A 22,975-nucleotide genomic window follows, 5' to 3' on the forward strand; every position below is an offset into this window, starting at 1 on the left:
GGCGAGCGAGCGCAGATGCTCGAGATCGACCAACAGGAGCCCGTCCTCGGTGTCGTGGCCGAGCGTGACCAGGCCCGGGAACGGTGCCGGATGTTCTCGCGCGGCAGCAGCCGGAAGAACCGCACCAGTGCCGACCGCCAGACCCCAGACTCGTCGCTCCCCGAGATCGACGAACGGTTCGGGCAGCTCGTCGGGTGTGTCCAGGTAGAGCTCCAGCATCGTGCGGGTGAGCCGGGCAGCACGCAGGGCCGGCAGTGCTCGGCGGCGGGCATGCAGCGTGGCGGCAAGGGTGCGCAGCGCACGATCCACGAACTCCACCGCGGGCGCGTCGGCGACGTGGCGCATCTGGATCTCGATCACGCGATCGCCCGTGGCGCCGGTGGACAAGCGCTGACCAGCCCGGCGACGCCGCTGGCTCACCGCCCGCCGCGCGGCCAGCACGGCGATCAATCCGGCGGCCAGCACCGCGCCGACGCCATCCGCGGTGCGTAGCAATCCGCCGGGCCCTGGTTCGTCGCGCGATTCGCCGACGCCGGTGTCCGCCGCCAGGCCGTCATCAGCGGCGTGCGCCTCCTCGGGCACGAGTCCGCCGATGGCGCCGGTCGGGGTCATGGATACTGCATCTTCGGTGGCACCTGCAGGTTCGTCCCGTTCGACCGTAGCGGAGGGCTCCGCGGCTCGGGTACGTTCCTCGGCGGGCTCGTCATGGTCGACCCGGCTCTGCTCCGAAGTCCCCCGGTCGCCGGCGGACGGCAACGTCAGAACCCAGCCGGGCACGATGAGGTCGGGATCGGTGAGCTGACGGCCGTCGGGTTGCACCGTGTCGGTCGAGGCGGAATAGACCTCCGTGTAACGGTTCGGATCGCCGAGATGCTGCTCAGCGATGGCCCAGAGCGTGTCGCCGGCCACGACCTCATGCGTCCGTGATGTGGGTGCGTCCGGAGTGGGTGTCGTCGCCGATCCGCCTTCGACCAACGCTGTGGTCACCGGTGGCGCAGGTTGCCATGGACCCTGCTGCGCGGGAGCCGACGACGGCGCGGTCTCGGCCGCAGCGATCTGGGACGCCGGGACGATCGCTGCGATCGCGGTGATGAGCGCGGCCACAGCGCGCTGTTGCGCGGCCAATCCGGGCAGTGCCGGGGCTCGGACGCCGCGCAGAGCGGCGGGAATCTCGACGAGCACGCTCACCGCGAACGTCGCCCAACCCAGCCAGCCCGCGAAGACGAGAACGTCGAGAAAGAACGTGCCGTCGTCCGGGCTGGTGATGGTTGCCCACACGTCCGACACAGCGGGGACCGCGCTGGGCAGTGGCGAGCCGTCGATCACCCAGAGCGCGACCGGTACACCCACGACGAGAACCGTCAAGACCACCAATGCGGCCAATCCGCGCGCGACATCCGCCGCGGACGCCGCGCGCCGTCGCCTCGAGCCGATCATCACAAGCCTCCTCGTCGAGCCTGTCGTGACCTGTGGGTGACGGTGAGTCCTGGCGTGTGACACGACCGCCGAAGGAAGGCGTCCAGGGTGCCCTATGCCTGCGTGGAGAAAGCACTCAGGGCAACCGGCATCCATACAGGGCAACCGCTCGTCGCCGTTCGGACCCGGCCAGGGCTATCCCCAGGGCTACCACCGCCCGGTCGGCTGAACGGGTCCGTATCCCCTGCATATCCACGGCGAGGAGCACCCGTGACCACCACCGCCACTCCCGGTCGCACCACAACCTCGATGACCTCGATGACCTTGATCACCGATCAGCTCAACACCGAGTGGAGCGCCATGGCTCACCGGCGCCCGCCGGCACGCTGGAACATCCCGGCGCTGAACGCGTGCGTGTCGTTGGCCGACGCGCTCGACGTGGTCACCCAGGCGCGCAGGTCGCAACCCGAATCAGCCGACTCGATCCTGATCGGTCTGCTCACGCGGCACATCGTCGACGGCGACGCCGTCGCCGGACGGCTGGTGCTGCAAGCCATGCTCGGCCGCGCGGTCAACCTCGCGCGCCGCGCCCACCGGCAGGGTGCACCAGGGATTCGCGGCGACATCGACCAGCTCACGGCAGCGGCCGTCGCCGCACTGTGGCACAGCATCGCCACCTACCCGGTCACGCGCAGAACGCGCAAAGTCGCCGTGAACCTGTGCATGGACGCTCTCGGCGCGTTCACCTCGACGGTGGACGATCACGCACCCTCCGCTGTCGACGACCATGTCTTGGAGTCGGGCGAGGCGCTGTTCGTCCAGCACACACCCGCACCGGCGGCGGAACTGCTCACCACGCTCGCCTGGGGTGTCGACGCCGGAGTCATCAGCCCCGACGACGCTTCCTTGCTCAGCCGGGTCTACTGCCCGGCTCCCGGCGAGAAGGGTGGTGCACTGGCGGTGGCCCAGACCCTCGGGCTGCAGCCGGCCACCGTCCGGCAGCGCTGCCTGAGGTCCACCAAACGCTTGGCCTCAGCTGTACGCGAGCACAGCGCTCATCCCTGAGATAGACAACCGTCTCGACGTCAGGAAGACCCCTGTTTGACAACACCGACGGCATTACTAGCATTCACTGCTCGCCCGTTTCACCTCCGCACTGGTTCCGCACCGTCAGGCCACCATTTCCGCCGGCGTCCATGTAGATCTACGGCTTCTAGGGAAGGCGCATGACCCGAACAAGCGACGGCCCCGTCGAGGCCCCGGCGCGTCCCACGATCGACCCCGGCCTGAGCGGGGCTACGGGCGTGCGCGACATCGGAACGTCCGACCCGCGCTATCGTCGACGTCCCGCGCTGATCGGCCTAGGGGTCGGCCTGCTCGCGGTCTGCGGCGCCGGAGCGGCTTATCTGGCCCAGCTCTCCGGGGACACCACACAGGTGCTGGCCGTCGCCGCCGACGTCCACCGCGGTGAGATCATCACCACCGACGACCTCACCATCGCCCGCGCGGCCCCGGACCCCGCGGTCGCACCGATACCGGCCGACCGCCGCGACGGAATCGTGGGCCAGCACGCCGCCGCCGACCTGACGGCCGGCACCCTGCTGACGGAGAGCGCCGTCACCTCCGCCGCCGTCCCGGCGGCGGGTGAGACGGTGGTGGGCGTCGCCGTCACCGAAGCACAGCTGCCCCAGCACGAGATGGTTCCGGGCGATCCCGTGCGCATTTTCGACACTCCGAACCCCGGAGACGATCCCCCCGCCGAGTCACCACCGTCCATCCCCGCCACCGTGGTGAGCGTCTCTGGGATCACCGATCACGGCCAGGTCATCGTCGACGTGGTCGTCGATGACGACGTCGCCGGCGAGCTCGCCGCCCGGGTCGCGACCGGCCGGGTGGCCATCGTGCTGGATTCCGCGCAGGAACCCGATGCAGCCTCCGATGAGGACGAACAGCAGTGACGGTCATCGCGATGACGTCCGCGCGCGGCGCCCCCGGCGTCACCACCACGGCATTGGTTCTCACCTTGGCCTGGCCACGCCCGGTCTTGTTGGTCGAGGCCGACGTCTGCGGCAGCAGCAGCATCAAGGCGGGCCACCTGCGCGGTGAGTACGACCATCAGCTCAGCCTGATCAACTTGGCCCTCGCCCATCGCGGCGGTGCCTTGAACCTGGACACGCTCCGCGGTCAGACGATCGCCTTGACCGACGACCGAGGCCGACTGGTGCTGCCTGGCCTCGCCACCCGAGCGCAGGCGGCGAGTCTGACCGAGACGTTCTGGGAATCCTTGGCCACGCTGCTGAAGGCAGTCTCGGGCCACGGCGTCGATGTCATCGTCGACGCAGGACGGCTGGGCATGCGGCACGGACCCGACCCCTTGTTACGCACCGCAGACCTGCTGGCGGTGGTGAGCCGGACTGGACTGGACGACCTCGTGGCCGTCCGCGCGAACGCCGATCAGCTGCCTGGCACCGAAGCCGACGCCGTCATGGAACGGCGCGGACTTCTCCTGGTCGGCGACGGGCGGCCACATCGGGCGAACGAGGCCGCTGACGCCACCACCCTGCCGGTGTGGGCGAGCGTCGCCTGGGATCCGCTCACCGCCGAACGCGTCAACGGCCGGGAGCGCGTACGTACGAGTCTCACTCGGGTCGGCAACTCGCGCCTGATCCGATCCGGGCGGGCCGCCATCGCCGAGTTGGCTGACGTCGACGACCGCCGGCGGCGGGTTCTCGGCCGGCCGACCGGTCACCCCGACGCGCGCGTTGGGGGGAGCGTGGGCGTATGAGCATGAACGAGCCGGCCGACGACGAAATCACGCGGCTGCCGATCTTCGACCGGCCGCCAGTGATCGAGCCCGCGTCTGTTCCCTTCACCAGGCCGTCCCGAAGCCCCCGCGAGATTCTCAGCGCGATGCCCCCGGTGCACCCACGCTCCGAGGTCACCGTTGCCCCGGCTCGTACCGAGCAGCACACCGACGGCGACGTCGACTGGGCTCAGGTACGTGCCTTCCGGCAACAGGCAGCTGCGCGCTTGGCGGACCAGGTCGACGAAAACACCGCCGAGGACGAACGCCGCGCGGTGGGCCGCGAGGTCATCGCCCAGATCCTGGACGAGCACGTTCGCCAGACGGTCACCGCCGGGGCCGGGGCCATGGACGTCGACCACCAGACACAGTTGGCGCAGGCGATCTTCGACTCCTTGTTCGGTTTGGGCCGGCTGCAACCATTGGTCGACGACCCGTCCATCGAGAACATCGAGGTCTACGGCGCCGAACCCGTGGTGGTCATCGATCACCACGGCGTCATCAGCAGGCGACCGCCCATCGTCGACTCCGAAGACGAGCTCATCGACATGCTCACGTTCCTGGCCACGCGTGGCGGCGCCAGCGAGCGCACGTTCTCCACCGCCAGCCCGAGTCTCCACCTCCACCTGCACGGCGGTCACCGGCTCGCCGCGTCGGGCTGGACCACCCACCAGCCGGTCGTGGTCATCCGCCGGCACCGGCTGGTCGACATCGATCTCGACGACCTCGTCGACGGCACGACCTTGCCTCCGCAGGCCGCACAGTTCTTGCGCGCCGCGGTTCGCGCCCGTCGCAGCATCGTGGTGTCGGGGTCGATGGGTGCCGGCAAGACGACACTCGTCCGAGCGCTGGCCAACGAGATCCACGCGGAGGAGAAGCTCGGCACCATCGAGACCGAGTACGAGCTCGGGCTGCATCACATGCGTGATCGCCACCACCGCATCATCGCCTGGGAGGCGCGCACCGGCAGTGGTGAACGAGGCGCCGACGGACGCGTGGCCGGTGAGATCTCGCTGGACGAACTGGTTTACGACGCGCTGCGGATGAATCTCGACCGCCTCATCGTCGGAGAGGTCCGCGGGCGTGAGGTGTTACCGATGTTCAAGGCCATGCAGTCCGGCGCTGGATCGTTGTCCACCGTGCACGCTCACTCCGCCCACGCCGCCATCGAACGACTGGTGACGTGTGCCATGGAGGCCGGCCAGCACGTCACCGCCGAGTTCGCCTACCGGCAGATCGCGCAGCACGTCAATCTGATCGTCCACGTCGAGCGACGCGAGGGCGGCTACGACCCGGACGCACCGGTGCGCCGGCAGCGTCGCGTCGCGCAGATCGTCGCGCTCGAACCCGGCGAGCGGGGCATGCCGGCCAGTACCGACGTGTTCGAGGAGCGGTCCGGAGCCGGCCTCGTTCCGGCGTCCGCGCCGACCTGGATCGGTGAACTCGCGGCACACGGCTACGACCCACGGACACATCGACCAGGAGGCCCGGCGTGATCCCGGCGCTCGCAGCCGTGACCGCCATCGCGGGCCTGGCCGGACTGGCCGCGACGGGCTTCGGCTCGGTCAAGGTCCGCGTCGATGCCGGCACCCCGCGCCACGACCGGATCCGGCGCCGGCTGGCGGCGCTGCGCGGGCACACGCCCCAGCAGCGACGTTCACGGCGTCGCGTGGCCATGGCCGCCGGCGTGGGCGTCGCGGTGTGGTTGATCACCGGATGGGTGCTTGCCGTGCTGATCATTCCGGCGGCCGTGTGGGGGCTGCCGGTGCTGCTTCAGACGTCGTCGAGCAAGGCCGAGATCGCCCGGCTCGAGGCGATGAGCGAGTGGGCGCAGAACCTGTCGAGCGTGCTTGGCGTCGGGATCGGCATCGAGCAGGCCATCACGGCCAGCCTGCGCTCGTCGCCGGAGCCCATTCGCCCCGAGGTGGCTCGCCTGGTCGCCCGGCTGCAGGCGCGCTGGGACATCTCGGCAGCGCTGCGGGCGTTCGCCGACGATCTCGATGACGCCACCGGCGACTTCCTCGTCGCCGCCCTGCTGCTCGGCGCGAATCGGCGGGGTAACCAGCTCAGCAGTGTGCTGGACGGTCTCGCGGCGGCCGTGCGTGACGACGTGCGAGCCCGCCGGATCATCGACGCCGAACAGGCGAAAGGCCGCACCACGGCCCGCCTGGTGACCATCATCAGCGCGTCCGGGCTGGGTCTGATGCTGCTCAGCCCGTACGCCGACCCCTACCGGACGGCCACCGGCCAGCTGATCCTCAGCGGGCTGCTCGCGTGCTACGTCGGGTGCCTGGTGTGGATGCGACAGATCACGACCACCCCACGCCAGCCACGCATCCTCGCGGCCGGCGCCGATGCGGAAGGCCCATGATGTCCACCACGCAGTTGGCCGTCGTGCTGGGCTTGGGCGCGGGCTCCGGACTGATTCTGCTGTTCAGAGAACTCATCGGCCGACGAACACGGCAGCTGCATCCAGCGCATACCGCGGCGCGGTTGACCGGCACCGCGACGGCGACGGCCGACCTGGTGGGCGACAACGGCTACACCGACCGCCTCGGCCGGGTGGTGTTGCGGCGGGCGGCCGGTGCGGCTCTGCTGCACGTGCCGCACCGTGATCTGGCTCTGCTCCGCAAAAGCGTGCCGCAGTTCCTCGGCGAGCGAGCGCTGTACGGTGCGATCGGCCTGTGCCTGCCGTGGGCGTGCACCCTGTCCCTGGCTGTCAACGGCATCTCGCTGCCGTTCACGGTCCCGGTCGGGGCTGGCATCGTCGCTGCCATCGCGCTGTCATACCTGCCCTTGTACAACGCAGCAGACCTGGCCAAGGCCAAACGGGCGGAGTTCCAGCGCGCCATGACCTCGTACATCGACCTCGTCGCGCTCGAACGAGCGGCGGGTGCCGGAACCACACAAGCGCTCGAGTCGGCCGCCCAGATCGGCGATTCCTGGGCGTTCCACCGCGTGCGCGACGAGCTCGCTCACGCCCGCTGGGCAGGAACGCCAGCCTGGGACGCGCTGCGCACCGTGGGCGAGGAACTCCGGCTGCCCGAACTCGCCGAGACCGGCGACGTGATGCAGATGTCAGCTCACGAAGGCGCCACCGTCTACGACATCCTGCGGGCCAGGGCCTCGGCCATGCGCAGTGAGATCCTCGCCGGTGACCAAGCCCGCGCCGGCGCGCGAACCGAGCGTGCCACGGCACCGTTGGCGGCGACGTCGGTGGTGTTCATGTTGATCCTGGCCGCTCCCGTCGCCATGCAGATCGGCTGACTCCGTGGTCCCGTCGAATCGATCGAGTCCGCGCAGGTACGGGCGCGACCGCGGCTCGGCCACCCTGGAGACCGTCATTCTGTGGCCGGCGGTCTTCCTGCTGATCTTCGGCATCGTGCACGCCGGCATCTGGTTCCACGCGCGCAACATCGCGCTCACCGCCGCCCAAGAAGGTGCCCGCACCGCCAGCATGAACAACGGCGACGGCGGAGCCGAGCGTGCCGCCGAATTCATCTCCAGCGCCGGGAGCGACTCGATCCTGAGCGTGCGCACCATCACCCAGTCGGCGCGTGCCGACGATGTCACCGTGACCGTGTCGGCTGCGTCGACGACGCTGATCCCCGGATGGATGATCGACGTGACGCAGTCGTCGACGGCGCCGATTCGCCGATGGACCGATCCATGACCCGCGCAGGCCGTGCGGGCGCCGCCGAACGTGGCTCGGCGACACTCGAGATGGCGGTCCTGGCGCCGGGCCTCCTCCTGCTCATCGCGTTGCTTACGTTCGCCGGCCGACACGCCCTGGCCGACGGGACGGTCGAGCAGGCGGCTGCGGACGCGGCCCGGGCAGCGTCGCTGCAACGCACAGCGACGGCCGGGGAAACGGCCGCAGCCGAAGTCGCCCGCCGCTCCCTGGCCGATCAGGGCCTGGCTTGTCTGAGCACGACGGTTGAGGTCGACACCTCCGGGCTCCGAGCGGCCCTCGGCGATCCGGGCCGGGTGACGGTCACCGTGAGCTGTCCGCTCAAGGTGGCCGACCTTCCGTTGGCCTTGCCGACGGTCACCGTCCGCGCAACCGCCGTCAGCCCCGTCGACACATACCGCGAACGATGAGGAGCACTCGGATGACGCGGACGACCAGGCTCAGGACGAGCAGCGACACCGGCAGCATCACCTTGATCTTCGCAGTCGTCACCCTGGCGCTGATCGCGATGGTGGGCCTGGTGTTCGACGGCCGCGCCCAAATGACGGCTCAGCAGCGCGCCGACAACGTCGCCGCTGAGGCGGCACGGGCTGCCGGTCAGCACATCAGCGGGTCGGTGGTGACCGGCTCGAGTGGTCTCGATCGGCGCCGCGCCGTCGCCGCCGCCCGAAACCACCTGTCCGCGGCCGGCGTTGCCGGCTCGGTCACGCTGGAGGGCAATACCATCGTCGTTCGAACCGATACGACCGAACCGGCGCGCATCCTGTCGCTCATCGGCATCACCACGCTCGAAGCCACCGGCGAGGCGACCGTCGAGGTGACGACGAGACTGTGACGGCCTCGTCGGGACGACGCATCGTGCTACCAGATCGTCGCCGCAGGTGTCACGAAGCACCCACGCTGCGCACCCACAGGCAGTAGACACCCCACCTGTGGGAGGAGCTCTCACCCCCATGCCCGAACTCGACGACACCAGGAACCAGCTCGACGCGGCGGCCGACGCCCTGACCGCGCGGCGGTCGCTGTATGCGGCCCTCGCCGCGCTGGCGGCCGATCCGTTTGATCTCGGCCAGGCGCTGCTGCTCCCGCTGTTGCAGCGCCGCGCCCGCGAAGCCGACCACACGCTCAGCGCCGTGCTCGATGCGCACGCCATGCCGTGGCCACCGACGCTGCCGGCATCCCCGCCCGATCATCCACTGACGTCCCTGCAGCGCAGGCTCGCCGACGCTGATGACGACGACGGGTTGCTGTGACGTTTCCCGTCGTCCCTGCGCCACGAGCTCGCGTGTCCGGGCGTGCCGTCGGCGTCATCGGATTCCTTCGGCAGCACTGGCTGTGGCTGCTGGTCGCCGTGACGGCGCTGGCCTGCGGGGGCGCGGTGTGGGCGATCCTCTCCACCGGCCCTCGTCCGGTGCCGCTGCCCTCGGCCGGCTCGTCTCCCGTCTCCGCCACACCAAGTGAGCCGATGTCCACGTCGTCGCCATCGTCGACGGCTGCGCCGTCGATCACAGGGACCGCTGACGTCATCGGCGCTTCGGCCGGCGGGTGGGCCGAAGTGGCGACGGGATTCGGCCGGACCTTCACCCAGACGACGCTGGGTCAGCAGGCGTGGTTCGCCGCGGTGTCCTCGTGGCTCACCGACGAGCAGGCGGCGATGTATCGCGACGTGCGCGTCGCCGACATCCCGACGGGCACGCTCGTCGACGTCGACGTCGACGATCCCGGCGAGGCCACGAAAACCCGCGGCGTGCTGACCTACGACTCCGGCATGAAGCTCGATCTCGGGCTCGTGTACGCCGAGCCGGCCGGGGGCTGGCTGATCGCCTCGGTTCGCCTCGCCGACCCGTCCGGCTGAAGGTTCGCGGCAAATGTCGGTCATGGTGCCCACCACATGGACACCACTACCGATCGGATCCTGATCTGTCATACGTTGCGTCAGGGTCGCCCAGCCTGCGTTCGGGCGGCCCTGACTCGGTAGAGAACGGAGCTTCGCACGATGACCAGTGGCCGATTACCCGTTCGCGACGGAGAGCTGTTCGTCGACGACCGCGGGGCCGGCCACCCGCTCGTGCTCATCCATGCCGGCATGCTCGACCACCGGATGTGGGACGACCAGGTCGACGTCTTCGCCCGGGCTGGTTACCGCGTGATCCGCTACGACGCACGCGGGCACGGCGCCTCGTCCACACCGGTTGCCGACTACTCCGCCTGTGACGATCTCGCAGATCTGCTCGCCGGGCTCGACGTTCCCCGAGCCTCGCTGGTCGGGCTGTCCACGGGCGCGCGCATCGCCATCGACTTCGCCCTGACCTACCCGGACTTGGTCGACATGATGACGCTGGCGAGTCCCGGCGTCAGCGGCATGCAGTTCACCGATCCCGCAATCCTCGAGCTGATGCAGCGGCAGTCGGCTGCAGCGCAGGCGGGCGATCTCGACGGCTACGTCGAGTACTTCCTCCGGGCCTGGGTCGACGGGCCCCATCGAGGACCGGACCAGGTCGATGCCTCGGTGCGAAAACGGTGCCGGCAGATGGCCACCGACGTCGTCCGCAACCATGCCGCGGCCTCCGGCGCCATGCGCGAGGTCGGCGCGCTCACCCGCCTGCGTGAGCTCACCCCGCCAGTGCTGGTTCTCGTGGGCGACCTCGACTCCACCGACATCCACACGGTGGCCGGATGCCTTGAAGCCGAGGCACAGTTCGCCGCGAGTGCGGTGATCCCGGGCACCGGGCACACGCTGGCCATGGAGCAGCCGGCTGCGTTCAATGCCGCAGTCTTGACGTTCCTGGAGCGAGCCCGCCTCACCCAGTAGGGGCTTTCGCTCGGCGCCACTCGAGGCTGAGGCCGGTCATGACGTCAAGCGAACGGTCGAGCACCTCGTGCAACGATTCTCGATAGCCGCTGTCGTGCCAGTACTCGATGCTCGCCAGGAACCCAGCGACGAGCGCGGCGACGAGGACCCGGATCTCCAGTTCGTTCGGGTCCCGGCCGGTGTGCTTGGCCAGCAGCGCCCGAATGTCGGCATTGACCTCGTCACCCTGGCGATACATGCCGGCCCGCACGGCGGGCACCGTCACTGCGTAACTCATCCGGCGGCGTACGAGGTCCTCGTCGTCGTTGCTCATCATCACCTCGACCATCTCGGTGATGACCTTGCGCAGCGCGGTGATCGGGTCGCGGGCCGCCAACTCGTTGTCGAGCGCCCGGACCGCGACGGGGTCGTACTCGTCGTGCAGGATCAGCTGTTCCTTGGTGCCGAAGTAGCGGTAGATCGAACTCGGTGACACCTCGGCCTCGGCCGCGATGCGTTCGATGGACACCGCGTCGTAGCCATGCTGATCGAACAAGTCGACGGCCACCCGTTGGATGTGGCGCATCGCCTTGAGCTTCTTGCGCTCGCGCAAGCTGAGTTCGGCCGCCATTGCTGCGATCGTAGCGCCCTCCTGGAAGAACTGACAGTCACTTGCAGTTTGCGTCCTACGTATGCGAGAGTTACTACTAATTGACAGTAACTCTCAGCTCTAGGAGGCCTGATGTCTCTGCCGATCGACGTCGGCGGGTTGACCAAACACTTCGGCCGCACGCGCGCACTCGACGGACTCGATCTGACGGTGCGCACCGGCGAGGTGCACGGCCTACTCGGCCCGAACGGCGCCGGAAAGTCCACCACGATCCGCATCCTGCTCGGGCTGCTGCGCGCCGACGACGGAGCCGCGACGATGTTCGGGCGCGACCCGTGGTCCGACGCGGTCGACCTACACCGGCGGCTGGCCTACGTCCCCGGTGACGTGAACCTGTGGCCGTCGCTGACCGGTGGTGAGGTCATCGACGTCCTCGGCCGGCTGCGCGGCGGGCTCGATCCACGTCGCCGCGCCGACCTGCTGCAGCGCTTCGACCTCGACCCGACCAAGAAGGGCCGCACCTACTCGAAGGGCAACCGGCAGAAGGTCGCCCTGGTGGCCGCGCTTGCCTCCGACGCAAAGTTGTTGATCTTGGATGAGCCGACGTCCGGTTTGGACCCGTTGATGGAAGCGGTGTTCACCGAATGCATCCGCGAAGCAAAGTCCGAGGGGCGCACGGTCCTGCTCTCCAGCCACATCATGGCCGAGGTCGAGAAGCTGTGTGACCGAGTCAGCATCATCCGGGCCGGGCGCACCGTGCAGTCCGGCTCGTTGAGTGAACTACGGCACCTGACCCGGACCAGCATCGAAGCCACGACCAGCCGCCCGGCAGACGACTTGGACCGCGTGCCCGGGGTCCACGGGTTGACCGTCGACGGCGCAACCGTGCGATTCGACGTCGACGGTGACCATCTCGACGCAGCCCTGCGTGCGCTCACGACGTACGGCGTGCAAGCCCTCACCAGCGCACCGCCCTCACTCGAGGAGCTGTTCATGCGCCACTACGGCACCGGCGACGACACCAGCACCGAACCGCAACCCGCCGAGGCCGCCCGATGAGCACGCTGACCGGAACCATGCATCTGGCCCGGCTGAACGTACGCCGCGACCGGGTCCGCCTTGCCGTCTGGCTCGCAGCCCTCACCGGGCTCCTCGCGGCGACCACCGCGGGCATCAAGAGTCTCTACCCCACCGCGGCCGACCTGGCCGGCTACGCCGAGACGGCGGGCTCCAGCCCGGCGGCCACCGCGCTCAATGGACCGGGCCACGCCGTCGACACCGCAGGCGGGGCGACGGTGTTCGAGGTCGGCGGTTACCTCTCGGTCGCGGTCGCGCTGATGAGCGTGCTGATCATCGGCCGCTGCACCCGTGCGGAAGAAGAGTCCGGACGCCTCGAGCTGTTGCGAGCCAATGTCCTCGGCCGGCATGCCGCGCTGGCCGCCGCGGTCATCGTCATGGTGGCGATGAACATCGCCGTCGGGACCGCGGTGGCGGCGATCATGACCGCCTTCGACGTTTCAGCCGCCGGAGCTGCCACGTTCGGAGCCGCGCTGGCGGGCATCGGCATCGTCTTCGGCGCCGTCGCCGCGGTGACCAGTCAGATCACCGAACACGTACGAGGGTCGAACGCCATCGCGGGCACGGTGGTCGCAGCCGCCTACGTGATCCGCGCGGCCGGTGACGTCGGCGAGACCGGCCTGTCCTGGCTCTCGCCGTTCGGCTGGGTACAGGCCACCCGCCCGTTCGCCGACGAACGCTGGTGGCCACTGCTGATCGCGCTCGGCGCTGCCGCCCTCCTGGTCGCCATGGCCGTCGCGCTGCAGAATCGGCGCGATGTCGGGGCGGGACTCGTACCGCAGCGGCCGGGGCCGGCGTCGGCGTCACCGACACTGCTCCACCAGGTGGGATTCTCACTGCGTCTGCAGCGGGCGTCGCTGATCGGCTGGACGGTGGGCGTGTTTCTCGGTGGCCTGGCTTTCGGATCGGTCGCACGCGAGATGGAGGACATCGTCGCCGAGAGCGACGACCTGCAGGAGTGGGTGAGTGCGTACGGCGCGAACCCGACCGAGGCGTTCCTGGCCTTGACGCTACTGCTGTTGTCACTGGCAGCTGCCGGTTGCGCCATCGCCTCGGCGTTGCGCATCACCAGCGAAGAGTCGGCCGGGCGGGCCGAACCCATCTTGGCCACCCCGCTCAGCCGGCCGGCATGGTTGCTCAGCCACCTCGTCGCGCCACTCGCCGCTGCGATCGTGGTGCCTGTCGCCGGAGGTCTGGGGACCGGAATCGCCTACGGCATCTTGACCAGCGACGCCGAGCAAATCCCACGCCTGGCCGGCGCGGCCATGGCGCACGTGCCCGCAGTGTGGTTGCTCACCGCCGCCACGGTGCTCTTGATCGGCCTACTGCCTCGACTGGCCGTCACAGCGTGGGCGATTCTGGCCGGCTGCGTGGTCGCCGCGATGCTGGGCTCGCTGATCCGGCTGCCCGACTGGGTGCTCGAGCTGTCGCCGTTCGAGCACACGCCACGGTTACCGGGCGGCAGCATGGACGTGGCGGCATCGCTGACGTTGACCGGGCTCGCGGCCGCGGTGATCGTCGTGGGCGTGGTGTCGTTTCGCCGGCGGGACGTGCGCTGAGGACCGGCGGCGCGGCTGATCGCGGCTCAGATCTCTTTGGTCAGCATGACCGCGCCGGTCTCGCGCTCGTAGCCCAACCGGGTGTACACGCCCAGGGCGCCGGTGGGATTCGCGGTGTCGACGTCCAGGCCGGCGTACTGCATGCCCGAGGCCGAGTAGGCGCGCATCGCGGCGACCAACAGCGCGCCGCCCAGGCCCTGCCGCCGCCACTCGCGGCGGACGCCGAGCAGGTCGGTCCAGCCCTCGGTGTAGCCCTGGGGCTCCCAGTCCTGGTGGTAGGCACCGGAGATCAGGTAACCGACCACCAGGCCCGCGGCGTCGAGCGCGACGAAGCTCCAATCGGGCCGGAACGCATCGGTGCCTACGACGTTCACCTGCCACACCTCGGCATCGAACGGACTCGAGCCCCAGTGGTCGCGGGCGAACGACTCGTTGTGGGCGAGCCGGACCGCCTCGTCCCACGACCGGGCATACGGACGTACCGTCACGCCGTCGGGGACTCGAATCTCAGGCAGCGGCGCCGCCAGGTCTCGACGCATCCCGATGTACCACCGCCGCGGTTCGAAGCCGGAGCGTTCGCCGAGACGTCTCGCCGCGACGTGGTGCTCGTCGACGAATAACCGGATCCGAGCCGGCAGATTGACCGCCGCGGCGGCCAGCTGCTGCCGCGAGCGTGCCTCGCTCCACGCCAGGATCGCCCGGCCGATCCCACGGCGGCGATCGTCCGGGTGCACCGTGCCGTACAGGACGGTGGCGTGGGTGCCTTCGGTGGCGGGGCGGAACTCCGACCACGCATACGCACGCATTCGGCCGGCAGCGTCGAAACCGGCCACCGAGTCGCGGGCCGGGTCCCGCCAGCCGCCCTCGAACATCTGGGCCAGTTCGCTTCGTGAGCGACGCTCGGTGGCGTCGTCGGCGTCGTCGGCCACGCCCGTCAGCGCGTACCACGCTGGAACATCGGCCGGGGTCAGCGCCCGCCAGGTCAGATCGACGCCGGACGGCAAGCCCGGAAGGTTCGCCGGTGCGGCGGCGCGGACCCGGACCGGGGCCAGTTGTGCGCTGGACATGCGGCACACGCTAGATCGGTGTGGCGCGAGCAGCGAGCGATTTTTCGACCAGTTCCGGACCCAGGGCGCCCTCCGGCGCGCTTCAGATCAGGCGCGTCCCAAGAGCTGCGACCACCAGGCGTTGAGCAGCAACCCCTTCTCGACGCCGACGCCGACCGAGGTGTAGCTGCAGTCCAGCAGCCGGGCGCGCGAGTCGGCATCGGCCATCCAGTGCTTGACGACACGTTCGGCGCTGCGGGTCCCGCGCCACACGTTCCCGGTGACGGGTGCGCTGTAGCCGTGGTCTTCAGCGCGGTCGGTCGGGGTCTCGCCGTCCGGACTCACCAGTGAGACGAACCACCGCTGGCGCATGTCGCGGCTGTGTTCTCTGGCAGCGGCCAGGAGCCGAGCGTCGGCCCGAAGCGGCGAGCAACCCGCCTCCGCACGCACCGCGTTGGTGGCATCGATCAGCGCCTGTTCGTCCCGGGCGAGTACCGGAGTGGTGGGCTGCGGGTCGGTCGGCGTCGTGGACGGGGTGGGCGTCGGATCGTTCGGCGTGGAGGGCTCTCCGGTCGGCGTCGGCTTGCCGGGCCGGGTCGGCTCGTCGGTGGGCTCAGGGGTGGACGACGGCCGCGGCGAGCCGGACGTTTCGGGTTCGGCCGGGTCGGTGTCGTCCGTGGGATCGCTGGTCGGGTCCGGCTCGCCGGAGGGGTCCGGATCCCCGGTCGAGTCGGGATCGCCGGTCGAGCTCGAATCGCCGCCGCTCGACCCGTCGGTGCGGTCCGCGCCGTCGCCATGCGGATCGCTGGCCGCGTCGGAGGTCTCGGAGGCGCCGGGGGTGCCCGATGTGCCGGCATCGGACGGGGTGCCCGTGGCCGACGACGACGTCGTGTCGCTGGGCCGGTCGGAGGTCCGCGTACTCTCGGTCTCGACGCGCAGAGTGCCGGACGACGACGGATCCTCGTTGAGGACCGCGATGGCGCCGACCGTGAGAACGGGGATCAGAACCAGAGAGCCGAGGCGCAGGTACAGGGGGGTTTTACTCGGTCGTCGGTGCCGAGGTTGCCACAAGGTCACGGGTCAAAGTCCTTCCGACGATGCCCGACCATACTGCACGTGCCAAGATCATATGACCCCTACCTCCCGATCCGCCCGCCTGCATCTGGATGTCGTAGATGACCGAATACCGCCCTCAGTCGCCGACGATGCTGGTCGTGGCCGCTGCGATCGTCGACGACCTCGCGCGGCCGCAGCGGCTGCTCGCCGCACGCCGCCGCGCCCCGGCCGAACTGGCCGGAGGGTGGGAGTTCCCGGGCGGGAAGGTGGAGCCGGACGAGACACCGGTGGCCGCCCTGCACCGCGAATTGCGCGAGGAGTTGGCGGTCTCGGTCCGGCTGGGCGCTGAGGTGCTGGGGCCGGTGGACGGGGCCTGGCCGTTGACCGCCCAGGCCTGCATGCGGGTGTGGTGGGCCGTCGTCGAGTCCGGTGTTCCCGAAGCGATGGCCGACCATGACGCGTTGCGCTGGCTGGAGCCCGGCTCGTGGCACGCGGTGTCCTGGCTGCCGGCCGACCGAGCGGTCGTAGCCGCGCTTGCCGGCCACGACTAACCTGGCGACATGACGCCGACCTCCGAGCCTGCCGACCGGGACGAGCCCGGGCGCCTCCCGCCCACGCCTTCCACTCCCGCGGTTCGAGCATCGGACCTCGAGCGCGAACAGGTCGTCGAGGCGCTCTCGGAGCACGCCACCACCGGGCGACTCACCCTCGCCGAACTCGAGGAACGCATCGGCCTCGCCTACCGGGCCACCACCCGGGAGGAACTGGATCGGCTCGTCGCCGATTTGCCCTCGACCGATTCGGCGTCTCGTTCGGCCACCGAGCCCGAGACCCGCCGCCGCAAACTCACCAAGTGGATCGTCGCGATCATGGGCGGCACCGAGAAGCAGGGACGCTGGCGGGTGGCCGAGCGCGTGACGGCGTTGGCCATCATGGGTGGGCACACGATCGACCTGCGTAACGCCGAACTCGATTCCGACGAGACCACGATCGTGTCGATCAGCGTGATGGGTGGCGCCGACATCTACGTCCCCGACACCGTGGACGTCGAAGTGGGCGGGTTCTCGATCATGGGCGGCACCGGCGAGCGGGGAAGCACGAGGCCGCCGCGCCCGGGCGCACCGAGAGTCAAGATCCTCGTGTACAACGTCATGGGCGGCACCGACGTGTGGCGGCTGCCGGAGGAGACTCTGGACATGCCGCTCAAGAAGGCCCAGAAGATCGCCAAGAAAGCCCACTGAGGCCACACCCGGACATGAAAGCGGCCCCGCAGGCCGGGCACGGACCTGCGGGGCCGGATCATGAGCGGGCCATCCGTCTTTCTGCGACGGATCCCGGCAACGGCCGCGGCCACCCGACTCGGCGGCCAGCCGACCGTCACTGACGGTACGGGGCGTTGCCTTCACATCGCTTTCACGATGTATTCATCCAGGTCAACGCCCCGACCAACAGACTCGCTCCTCAGGCGACGCTGCTGTTGCGCTTGGCGCGGACGGCGATGGCTGCGCCGCCGGCCAGGAGAAGACCGATCCCGAGGAAAATCATCCAGGTGTTGGACGATCCGGTGTCGGGAAGGTCGTCGTCGCCGTTCTCGTCGCCTTGCTCGTCGCCGTTCTCGTCCGCACCGTCGTCCCCGGTGGTCACCGTGAACGAAACAGTGGCTTCGGAGTCGGTGAGCTCAGGGTCGCCACCTTCCAGCGTGGCCGACGCCGTCAGCGTGTACTCACCGTCCTGCAACGGCTCCGCGGGGGTGAACGTCCATGCGCCGTTCTCGTCGACCTCGAGGTCGCCCTCCCACGTGTCGGCCGCGGTCTGCACCGCGCCCGACTCGGTGACGGTGCCTTCGATCTCCAGGCCGACCGTGGCCCCCGGGAAGGCCGTACCGGTGAAGACGACGTCACCGGAGACCGAGGAGCCGTCCTCGGGCGCGGCGATGGTGACCTCAGGCGCCTTGATGCCGAGGTCGGCCACCGTGGCCTCCTGGGTGTCACCGTCGAACTGCTGCGTGACGGTCGCGTCGAAGCGCTTGCCGATCGGCAGGTCCGATTCCGGCGTGATGGTCCAGGTGCCGTCCTCGCCGACCGTCGCCTCGCCCACGACCTCGTCGCCGACGGTCAGGGTGACCGTGGCGCCGGGCTGGCCGGTGCCGGTGAAGTCGGGACGGACGTCGCTGGTGGTCTGCCCATCGGTCGGGGACTCCACCGCGAGCTGCTCGACCTGCACCTCGGTGGCGGTGAAGTTGCCCTCGACGACCTCGGACTTCGAGTACTGGCCGTACGTGGCCTGCAGCTCGTAGGTGTGCTCACCCGGCTCGAGGGCCTCGGTGACGTCGACGGAGAACGCGCCGTCGTTGGTCACCTCGCCGCCGTAGGAGTTCTCGCCGTCGATCACGAGGCGGACCTTGTGCGTGGAGCGCGCGCCCTCGACGGTCCCGGTGAACGTCGGGGTCGGGCCGGTCTCGCCGCCGTCCTCGGGCGAGGTGACGACCGGCGTGTTGATCTTGATCGCCGGCTCCCAGTCGGCACCGAACAGGCTCTTGGCGCTGTACTCGCCGCCAGCCACGGCGTAGCCGATGCTGAAGTCACCGCTGGTGTCGTCCGGCCCGGTGGCAGGCGTCCAGGTGTCGCAGTCGGTGCGGCCGTCGTGAGTCGAACCGCTGTTCACACCGAGCGCGTAGCTGCCCACGAGGATCGAGCCGCCGCTGTCACCGCCGAGCAGGCACGCGTTGAAGATGAACCCGGTGACCTGCTGGTCGCCCACGGCGATGCTCTCCTGCGGAACGAGGACCTCGCCGCAGCTCCAGCCGGAGGTCGCGCCGGACTTGCACGCCTGCGCACCGGCGACCGCGCCGATGGTCCCCAGGACGTCGACCGAGGCCTCGTCCGGGCTACCGGCACCGCCGGCCCAGCCCGCGACCTGCGGGATCCCGTCCCACTCCGACGTGACGTCGACCAGGCCGCCGTCGTGTTCGTTGCCGTAGTGCATCGAGCCCGGAACGAACTCGCCCAGCGAAGTGCCGGGGAACTCCTGCGCCCAGTCCTCGCTGGCCCAGATCGGCTCGTCGAGCTCGATGTGGTGGACGGGGTAGGTCAGCTGCTCACCGGTCGCGGTGTCCGTACCGCAGTGCCCGGCGGTCAGGAAGCGCGAGTTGCCGTCAGCGTCGTACCCGCTGAACCCGGCCGAGCACCGGCCGAGCTGGAAGGCACCGGTTTCATCCGGCTCGCTGGTTTGGTAGGCGTAGCCGTAGCCGCCCTTGTGATCGCGGGCGGGCTGGACCTCGCGTTCGGTGCTGAGCTCGATCAGCCCGCCGACCTCGACCTTGGCGCCGGTGGCCTCGGCCAACGGAACGTCGCTGTCGGAGCCGACGTGAATGGTCACGTCCTGGCCGTCGATGGACGAGCCCAGGACGTTCACGCCTTCGGCACGCAGCGAGTCCGCCACGTCCGACGCCGTACGCGCCGCTTCGGCATTGGCGAGATATTGCGCCGGCTCGAGGCCGAGGTCACGCTGGATCGCTTCGCGCAGCGCCGCCGGCAGCTCGGCTGCCAGGTCGGTGAAGTCCGCAGCGGCGAAGGTCTGCACGGCTAACGGGGCACGGTCGTCGTCGGCATGAGCCGGCACCGCAGCGGATGCGATGACGCACCCGCCGGCGACGGCGGCAGCCACGAAGGCCCCGGTAGCACGTGCTGCGCCTCGGCGGCGCAGCAACATGGTGCTCACTGATGTTCTCCAATAAGTGTCATTTGACATGGCTGGTCCGGAAAAGACGGTGCGTAGCGGCCGAATCGGCCAGGTGTCCAAACCGGATCTGGGGCAACGTTACACAGCTTGACAGCTGACATACATCATGCGGGTGATCAAGTCACGTGGAGTTCTTGAATCGGTGACGCAAGCCCGGCCTTTTCCTGCATCCTTGTCCGGAAATGTCCCTACAAGCGTGCGTTTCCCGAGGTAGACCCAGCTCTTGGCGCAATGACGTGTCTCCGCGCGCTTTGCGCATCGCGGTGATTATCGCCGTTTTCGGGCGCAGAACCTCGGCGCGGAGGAACGAATTCCTCGTGCACGTCAAGCCGTGCGCACGAATCGCTGCAGCACCGTCGCGACGTGCTTCTCGATGTCGTCATCCGAAGGCGCGGGGTCGAGTCCGAACAGGCGTCGCCGGTGTCGCTCGCCCAGCCACTGCGTGAACAGCGCCTCGGCCTGGGCCGCCAGGCCGTGCCCGTTGCGGTCGGCGGGCAGCACGAGGGCGCCGGGCGGCAAGGCGGCCAAGAGGTCACACAACACGCCGATGTAGCGATGAGAGCCGTTCATGTAGTGACGCTCGGCCAGCTCCGGGAAGCGGGCGGCTTCGCCGATCACCAACCGGTGCAGCCCCACAGCCTCGTCGGACAGCATCAGCCGCACCAGTCGGACACCGAAGGCGTGCAGGAGCGAGACGGGGTCGTCGGAGTCGCCCGTCGTCGCTGTGACCGCGCGGTCACCGAGGCGCCGGACCACCGCTACGAACAGCTCTTCCTTGTCGCCGATGGTGGTGTAGATCGTGCGCTTGGCCACCCGGGCGCCGGCGGCGACGTCTTCGATGGTGGTCGCCGAGTACCCGCGGCTCAGGAACTGGCGCATGGCCGACTCCAGGAGCGCATCGCGCCGAGCAGCGCGATCCTCGTCTCGCGGGCGGCCTCGCGCCGGTGACCGCCGAACCTCGTTGGTTGCCATGGCGACCCCGATCTATGCTTTCCAAGAATGAAACGATAGCGTTTCATTTGTAGCCCGGTCACCGCCGGGCCGGATCTGAGCGTCTCGGCACACGAGAGGGGCGAGCGAGAGTGGCGACCACGAGTCGTGCGCGCAAGCGCCCGCAGCGCCGTTCGACCAAGGACGGGAAACAGCTGCTGACCTATTACCGCCAGATGCTGCTGGTCAGGCGGTTCGAGGAACGGACCGCACGGGCTTACACCGAGGCCAAGATCGGCGGCTACTGCCACCTCAACCTCGGCGAGGAAGCCACCGTCGTGGGCCTGATGGAAGCGATCACCGAGCGCGACTATCTGTTCACGAACTACCGTGACCACGGCTACGCGCTGATCCGCGGCATGGATCCGGGCCGCGTCATGGCCGAGCTGTACGGACGCTCAGACGGCGTCGCCCGCGGCTGGGGCGGCTCCATGCACCTGTTCGACACCGAGGTTCGCCTCCTCGGGGGCTACGGCATCGTAGGAGGGCAGCTGCCGTTGGCCGCCGGGGCCGCGATGGCGATCTCGTACCGCGGCGGCGACGAGGTCGTCATGTGCCAGATGGGCGATGGCACCACCAACATCGGCGCGTTCCACGAAACGCTGAACATCGCCGCCCTGTGGGACCTTCCGGTCGTGTTCGTGGTCGTGAACAACCAGCTCGGTATGGGTACCACGGTCGAGATGGCCTCAGCGGAACCGGAGTTGTACAAGCGAGCCTCGGCGTATCGGATGGAGTCCGCACGCGTCGACGGCAACGACGTCATCGCCGTGCGCGACGCCGCGGCGGCGGCCGTCGAGCGTGCTCGAACCGAACACAAGCCGTTCCTGCTCGAGACGATGAGCGGGCGGCTGCGTGGGCACTCCGTCGTCGACCCCGCCACCTACCGCGATCCCGAGGAGGTCCAGGCGGTCCAGGAGCAGGACCCCGTCGCCACCTTGCACAACCACCTGATCAGCGAGGGCATCGCCGACGCGGACCAGTTGAGCGCCATCGACGCCGAAGTCGGCGAGGTCGTCGCGGCTGCCGTCGAGTTCGCCGAGAACAGCCCACACCCCGAGGTCGAGTCACTGTTCGACTACACCTACGCCACGCCGGTGCCGAACGACTCCCGGCGGCTGCCCGCTGACCCGCTCTTCCCCCTCGACCCCACCGCGGGAGCCTGACATGGCCGTCATCACCTACCGCCAGGCGCTGCACGACACCCTGCGTGCGGAGATGCTGCGCGATGAGAACGTCTTCCTGATGGGCGAGGAGATCGGCCGGTTCGAGGGGTCGTACAAGATCACTGCCGGCATGCTCGACGAGTTCGGGCCCCGCCGGGTGCGTGACACCCCGATCGCCGAGGAAGGCTTCACCGGGATCGCCGTCGGTGCCGCCATGCTGGGGCTGCGGCCCGTGGTCGAGATCATGACCATCAACTTCTCCCTGCTGGCGCTCGATCAGATCGTCAACCATGCGGCGAAGATCTACGGCATGTTCGGGGGGCAGAACAGCGTCCCGATGGTCATCCGGACGCCAGGCGGTGGGGGCCAGCAGCTGGCCGCCACCCATTCGCAGAACGTCGAGCTCTTCTACGCCTTCACCCCCGGGCTCAAGGTCGTGGCGCCGTCGTCGCCGGCCGACGCCAAGGCGCTGCTGCTCGCGGCGATTCGCGACGACGATCCGGTGCTGTTCCTCGAGAATCTGGCGCTGTACAACACCAAGGGCGAGGTGCCCGACGGCGACGAGCCCGGCGAGATCGGGCGCGCTGCGGTGACGCGCGAGGGCAGCGACATCACCCTCGTCGGGTACTCGCGCATGGCCCGGGTCGCGCTGCAGGTGGCGGAGAAGCTGGCAGCTGAGGAAGGCATCGACGCCGAGGTCGTCGACCTGCGTAGCTTGCGCCCGCTCGACCGCGAGACCGTCGTCCAATCGGTACGCAAGACCAACTGCGCCGTGGTTCTCGAAGACGATTGGCTCACCTACGGCATCGGCGCCGAGGTGGCGGCGTCGATCTCCGACGGCGCCTTCGACTGGCTGGACGCACCGGTGCGCCGGGTGGCGATGGCCGAGGTGCCGCTGCCCTACGCCAAACCACTGGAGCTCGCCGCGCTGCCGTCGGCGGATGACGTCGTCACCGTCGTTCAACAGACTCTCGACGCCGTCGGGCGCCGATCGGACCGGGCCCGCGCACGCTAGCGCGGCGACGAGGA

General features: G+C 69.4%; 24 protein-coding genes. 18 read left to right on the forward strand and 6 right to left on the reverse strand.

Annotated features, from left to right (window positions below):
* Positions 1-1,437: LysM peptidoglycan-binding domain-containing protein (locus M6444_RS19480; RefSeq protein ID WP_298331264.1), on the reverse strand; the 1,437-nt coding region annotated here is incomplete at its 3' end.
* Between the two features lie 249 nt (positions 1,438-1,686).
* On the opposite strand from M6444_RS19480, the gene M6444_RS19485 reads away from it, so the two are divergent.
* The 12 genes from M6444_RS19485 to M6444_RS19540 all read left to right on the forward strand — a co-directional run bounded on the left by M6444_RS19485 (position 1,687) and on the right by M6444_RS19540 (position 10,722).
* A complete protein-coding gene (locus M6444_RS19485) occupies positions 1,687-2,481 on the forward strand; it encodes a hypothetical protein (protein WP_298331266.1) in 795 nt (264 codons plus the stop codon).
* A 161-nt stretch (positions 2,482-2,642) separates the two neighbouring features.
* Entirely contained in the window at positions 2,643-3,374 is a 732-nt protein-coding gene (locus M6444_RS19490; protein WP_298331268.1) for an SAF domain-containing protein, read from the forward strand.
* An 11-nt stretch (positions 3,375-3,385) separates the two neighbouring features.
* Positions 3,386-4,201 (forward strand): hypothetical protein, encoded by an 816-nt coding sequence (locus M6444_RS19495; protein WP_298331270.1) that lies wholly within the window; start codon positions 3,386-3,388, stop codon positions 4,199-4,201.
* The gene (locus M6444_RS19500) at positions 4,198-5,715 is read left to right on the forward strand and encodes a CpaF/VirB11 family protein (protein ID WP_298331272.1); all 1,518 of its coding nucleotides are present in this window, start codon (positions 4,198-4,200) and stop codon (positions 5,713-5,715) included. Before M6444_RS19495 ends, M6444_RS19500 begins: the two co-directional genes overlap by 4 nt.
* Complete coding sequence (locus M6444_RS19505) at positions 5,712-6,590, forward strand: type II secretion system F family protein (protein WP_298331274.1); 879 nt, start codon at positions 5,712-5,714, stop codon at positions 6,588-6,590. Before M6444_RS19500 ends, M6444_RS19505 begins: the two co-directional genes overlap by 4 nt.
* A complete protein-coding gene (locus M6444_RS19510) occupies positions 6,587-7,486 on the forward strand; it encodes a type II secretion system F family protein (RefSeq protein WP_298331277.1) in 900 nt (299 codons plus the stop codon). Before M6444_RS19505 ends, M6444_RS19510 begins: the two co-directional genes overlap by 4 nt.
* A 4-nt stretch (positions 7,487-7,490) precedes the next feature.
* A complete protein-coding gene (locus M6444_RS19515; RefSeq protein WP_298331278.1) occupies positions 7,491-7,892 on the forward strand; it encodes a TadE/TadG family type IV pilus assembly protein in 402 nt (133 codons plus the stop codon).
* On the forward strand, positions 7,889-8,320 hold the full coding sequence (locus M6444_RS19520; RefSeq protein ID WP_298331279.1) for a TadE/TadG family type IV pilus assembly protein: 432 nt from the start codon (positions 7,889-7,891) through the stop codon (positions 8,318-8,320). Before M6444_RS19515 ends, M6444_RS19520 begins: the two co-directional genes overlap by 4 nt.
* Positions 8,321-8,331: 11 nt before the next feature.
* Positions 8,332-8,745, forward strand: coding sequence for a pilus assembly protein TadG-related protein (locus tag M6444_RS19525; protein WP_298331281.1), 414 nt, complete (start codon positions 8,332-8,334; stop codon positions 8,743-8,745).
* 118 nt (positions 8,746-8,863) lie between these two features.
* On the forward strand, positions 8,864-9,163 hold the full coding sequence (locus M6444_RS19530) for a hypothetical protein (RefSeq protein WP_298331283.1): 300 nt from the start codon (positions 8,864-8,866) through the stop codon (positions 9,161-9,163).
* A 32-nt stretch (positions 9,164-9,195) separates the two neighbouring features.
* Positions 9,196-9,765, forward strand: a complete 570-nt coding sequence (locus tag M6444_RS19535; RefSeq protein WP_298331285.1) for a hypothetical protein — start codon at positions 9,196-9,198, stop codon at positions 9,763-9,765.
* Positions 9,766-9,906: 141 nt separating this feature from the next.
* Positions 9,907-10,722, forward strand: a complete 816-nt coding sequence (locus M6444_RS19540) for an alpha/beta hydrolase (protein WP_298331287.1) — start codon at positions 9,907-9,909, stop codon at positions 10,720-10,722.
* On the opposite strand, the gene M6444_RS19545 is transcribed toward M6444_RS19540, so the two are convergent.
* Entirely contained in the window at positions 10,712-11,332 is a 621-nt protein-coding gene (locus M6444_RS19545) for a TetR/AcrR family transcriptional regulator (RefSeq protein ID WP_298331288.1), read from the reverse strand. The two genes, M6444_RS19540 and M6444_RS19545, sit on opposite strands and share 11 nt — an antisense overlap.
* A 111-nt stretch (positions 11,333-11,443) precedes the next feature.
* On the opposite strand from M6444_RS19545, the gene M6444_RS19550 reads away from it, so the two are divergent.
* Entirely contained in the window at positions 11,444-12,370 is a 927-nt protein-coding gene (locus M6444_RS19550; RefSeq protein WP_298331290.1) for an ABC transporter ATP-binding protein, read from the forward strand.
* Positions 12,367-13,947: a hypothetical protein gene (locus M6444_RS19555; RefSeq protein WP_298331292.1), complete on the forward strand. Its 1,581-nt coding sequence runs from the start codon at positions 12,367-12,369 to the stop codon at positions 13,945-13,947. The genes M6444_RS19550 and M6444_RS19555 overlap by 4 nt, the downstream gene beginning before the upstream one ends.
* A 26-nt stretch (positions 13,948-13,973) precedes the next feature.
* Here M6444_RS19555 and M6444_RS19560 read toward each other — a convergent pair whose 3' ends face one another.
* A complete protein-coding gene (locus M6444_RS19560; RefSeq protein WP_298331294.1) occupies positions 13,974-15,014 on the reverse strand; it encodes a GNAT family N-acetyltransferase in 1,041 nt (346 codons plus the stop codon).
* An 87-nt stretch (positions 15,015-15,101) separates the two neighbouring features.
* Positions 15,102-16,070, reverse strand: a complete 969-nt coding sequence (locus M6444_RS19565; protein ID WP_298331296.1) for a CAP domain-containing protein — start codon at positions 16,068-16,070, stop codon at positions 15,102-15,104.
* 98 nt (positions 16,071-16,168) lie between these two features.
* Between M6444_RS19565 and M6444_RS19570 the strand changes: the two genes are divergently transcribed.
* Positions 16,169-16,600: a (deoxy)nucleoside triphosphate pyrophosphohydrolase gene (locus tag M6444_RS19570; protein WP_298331298.1), complete on the forward strand. Its 432-nt coding sequence runs from the start codon at positions 16,169-16,171 to the stop codon at positions 16,598-16,600.
* A gap of 9 nt (positions 16,601-16,609) precedes the next feature.
* Positions 16,610-17,290, forward strand: a complete 681-nt coding sequence (locus M6444_RS19575) for a DUF1707 domain-containing protein (protein WP_298331300.1) — start codon at positions 16,610-16,612, stop codon at positions 17,288-17,290.
* Positions 17,291-17,510: 220 nt separating this feature from the next.
* Here the strand turns inward: M6444_RS19575 and M6444_RS19580 are convergent, their stop codons facing one another.
* Positions 17,511-19,760: an Ig-like domain-containing protein gene (locus M6444_RS19580; protein WP_298331341.1), complete on the reverse strand. Its 2,250-nt coding sequence runs from the start codon at positions 19,758-19,760 to the stop codon at positions 17,511-17,513.
* A 354-nt stretch (positions 19,761-20,114) separates the two neighbouring features.
* Positions 20,115-20,762: a TetR/AcrR family transcriptional regulator gene (locus M6444_RS19585; RefSeq protein WP_298331303.1), complete on the reverse strand. Its 648-nt coding sequence runs from the start codon at positions 20,760-20,762 to the stop codon at positions 20,115-20,117.
* Positions 20,763-20,872: 110 nt separating this feature from the next.
* On the opposite strand from M6444_RS19585, the gene pdhA reads away from it, so the two are divergent.
* Complete coding sequence (gene pdhA, locus M6444_RS19590) at positions 20,873-21,946, forward strand: pyruvate dehydrogenase (acetyl-transferring) E1 component subunit alpha (RefSeq protein WP_298331305.1); 1,074 nt, start codon at positions 20,873-20,875, stop codon at positions 21,944-21,946.
* A 1-nt stretch (position 21,947) separates the two neighbouring features.
* Complete coding sequence (locus M6444_RS19595) at positions 21,948-22,961, forward strand: alpha-ketoacid dehydrogenase subunit beta (RefSeq protein WP_298331307.1); 1,014 nt, start codon at positions 21,948-21,950, stop codon at positions 22,959-22,961.
* Positions 22,962-22,975: the final 14 nt, after the last annotated feature.

It is taken from the genome of Haloactinopolyspora sp. (genome assembly GCF_027324685.1).
In the GTDB taxonomy this organism is placed as follows: domain Bacteria; phylum Actinomycetota; class Actinomycetes; order Jiangellales; family Jiangellaceae; genus Haloactinopolyspora.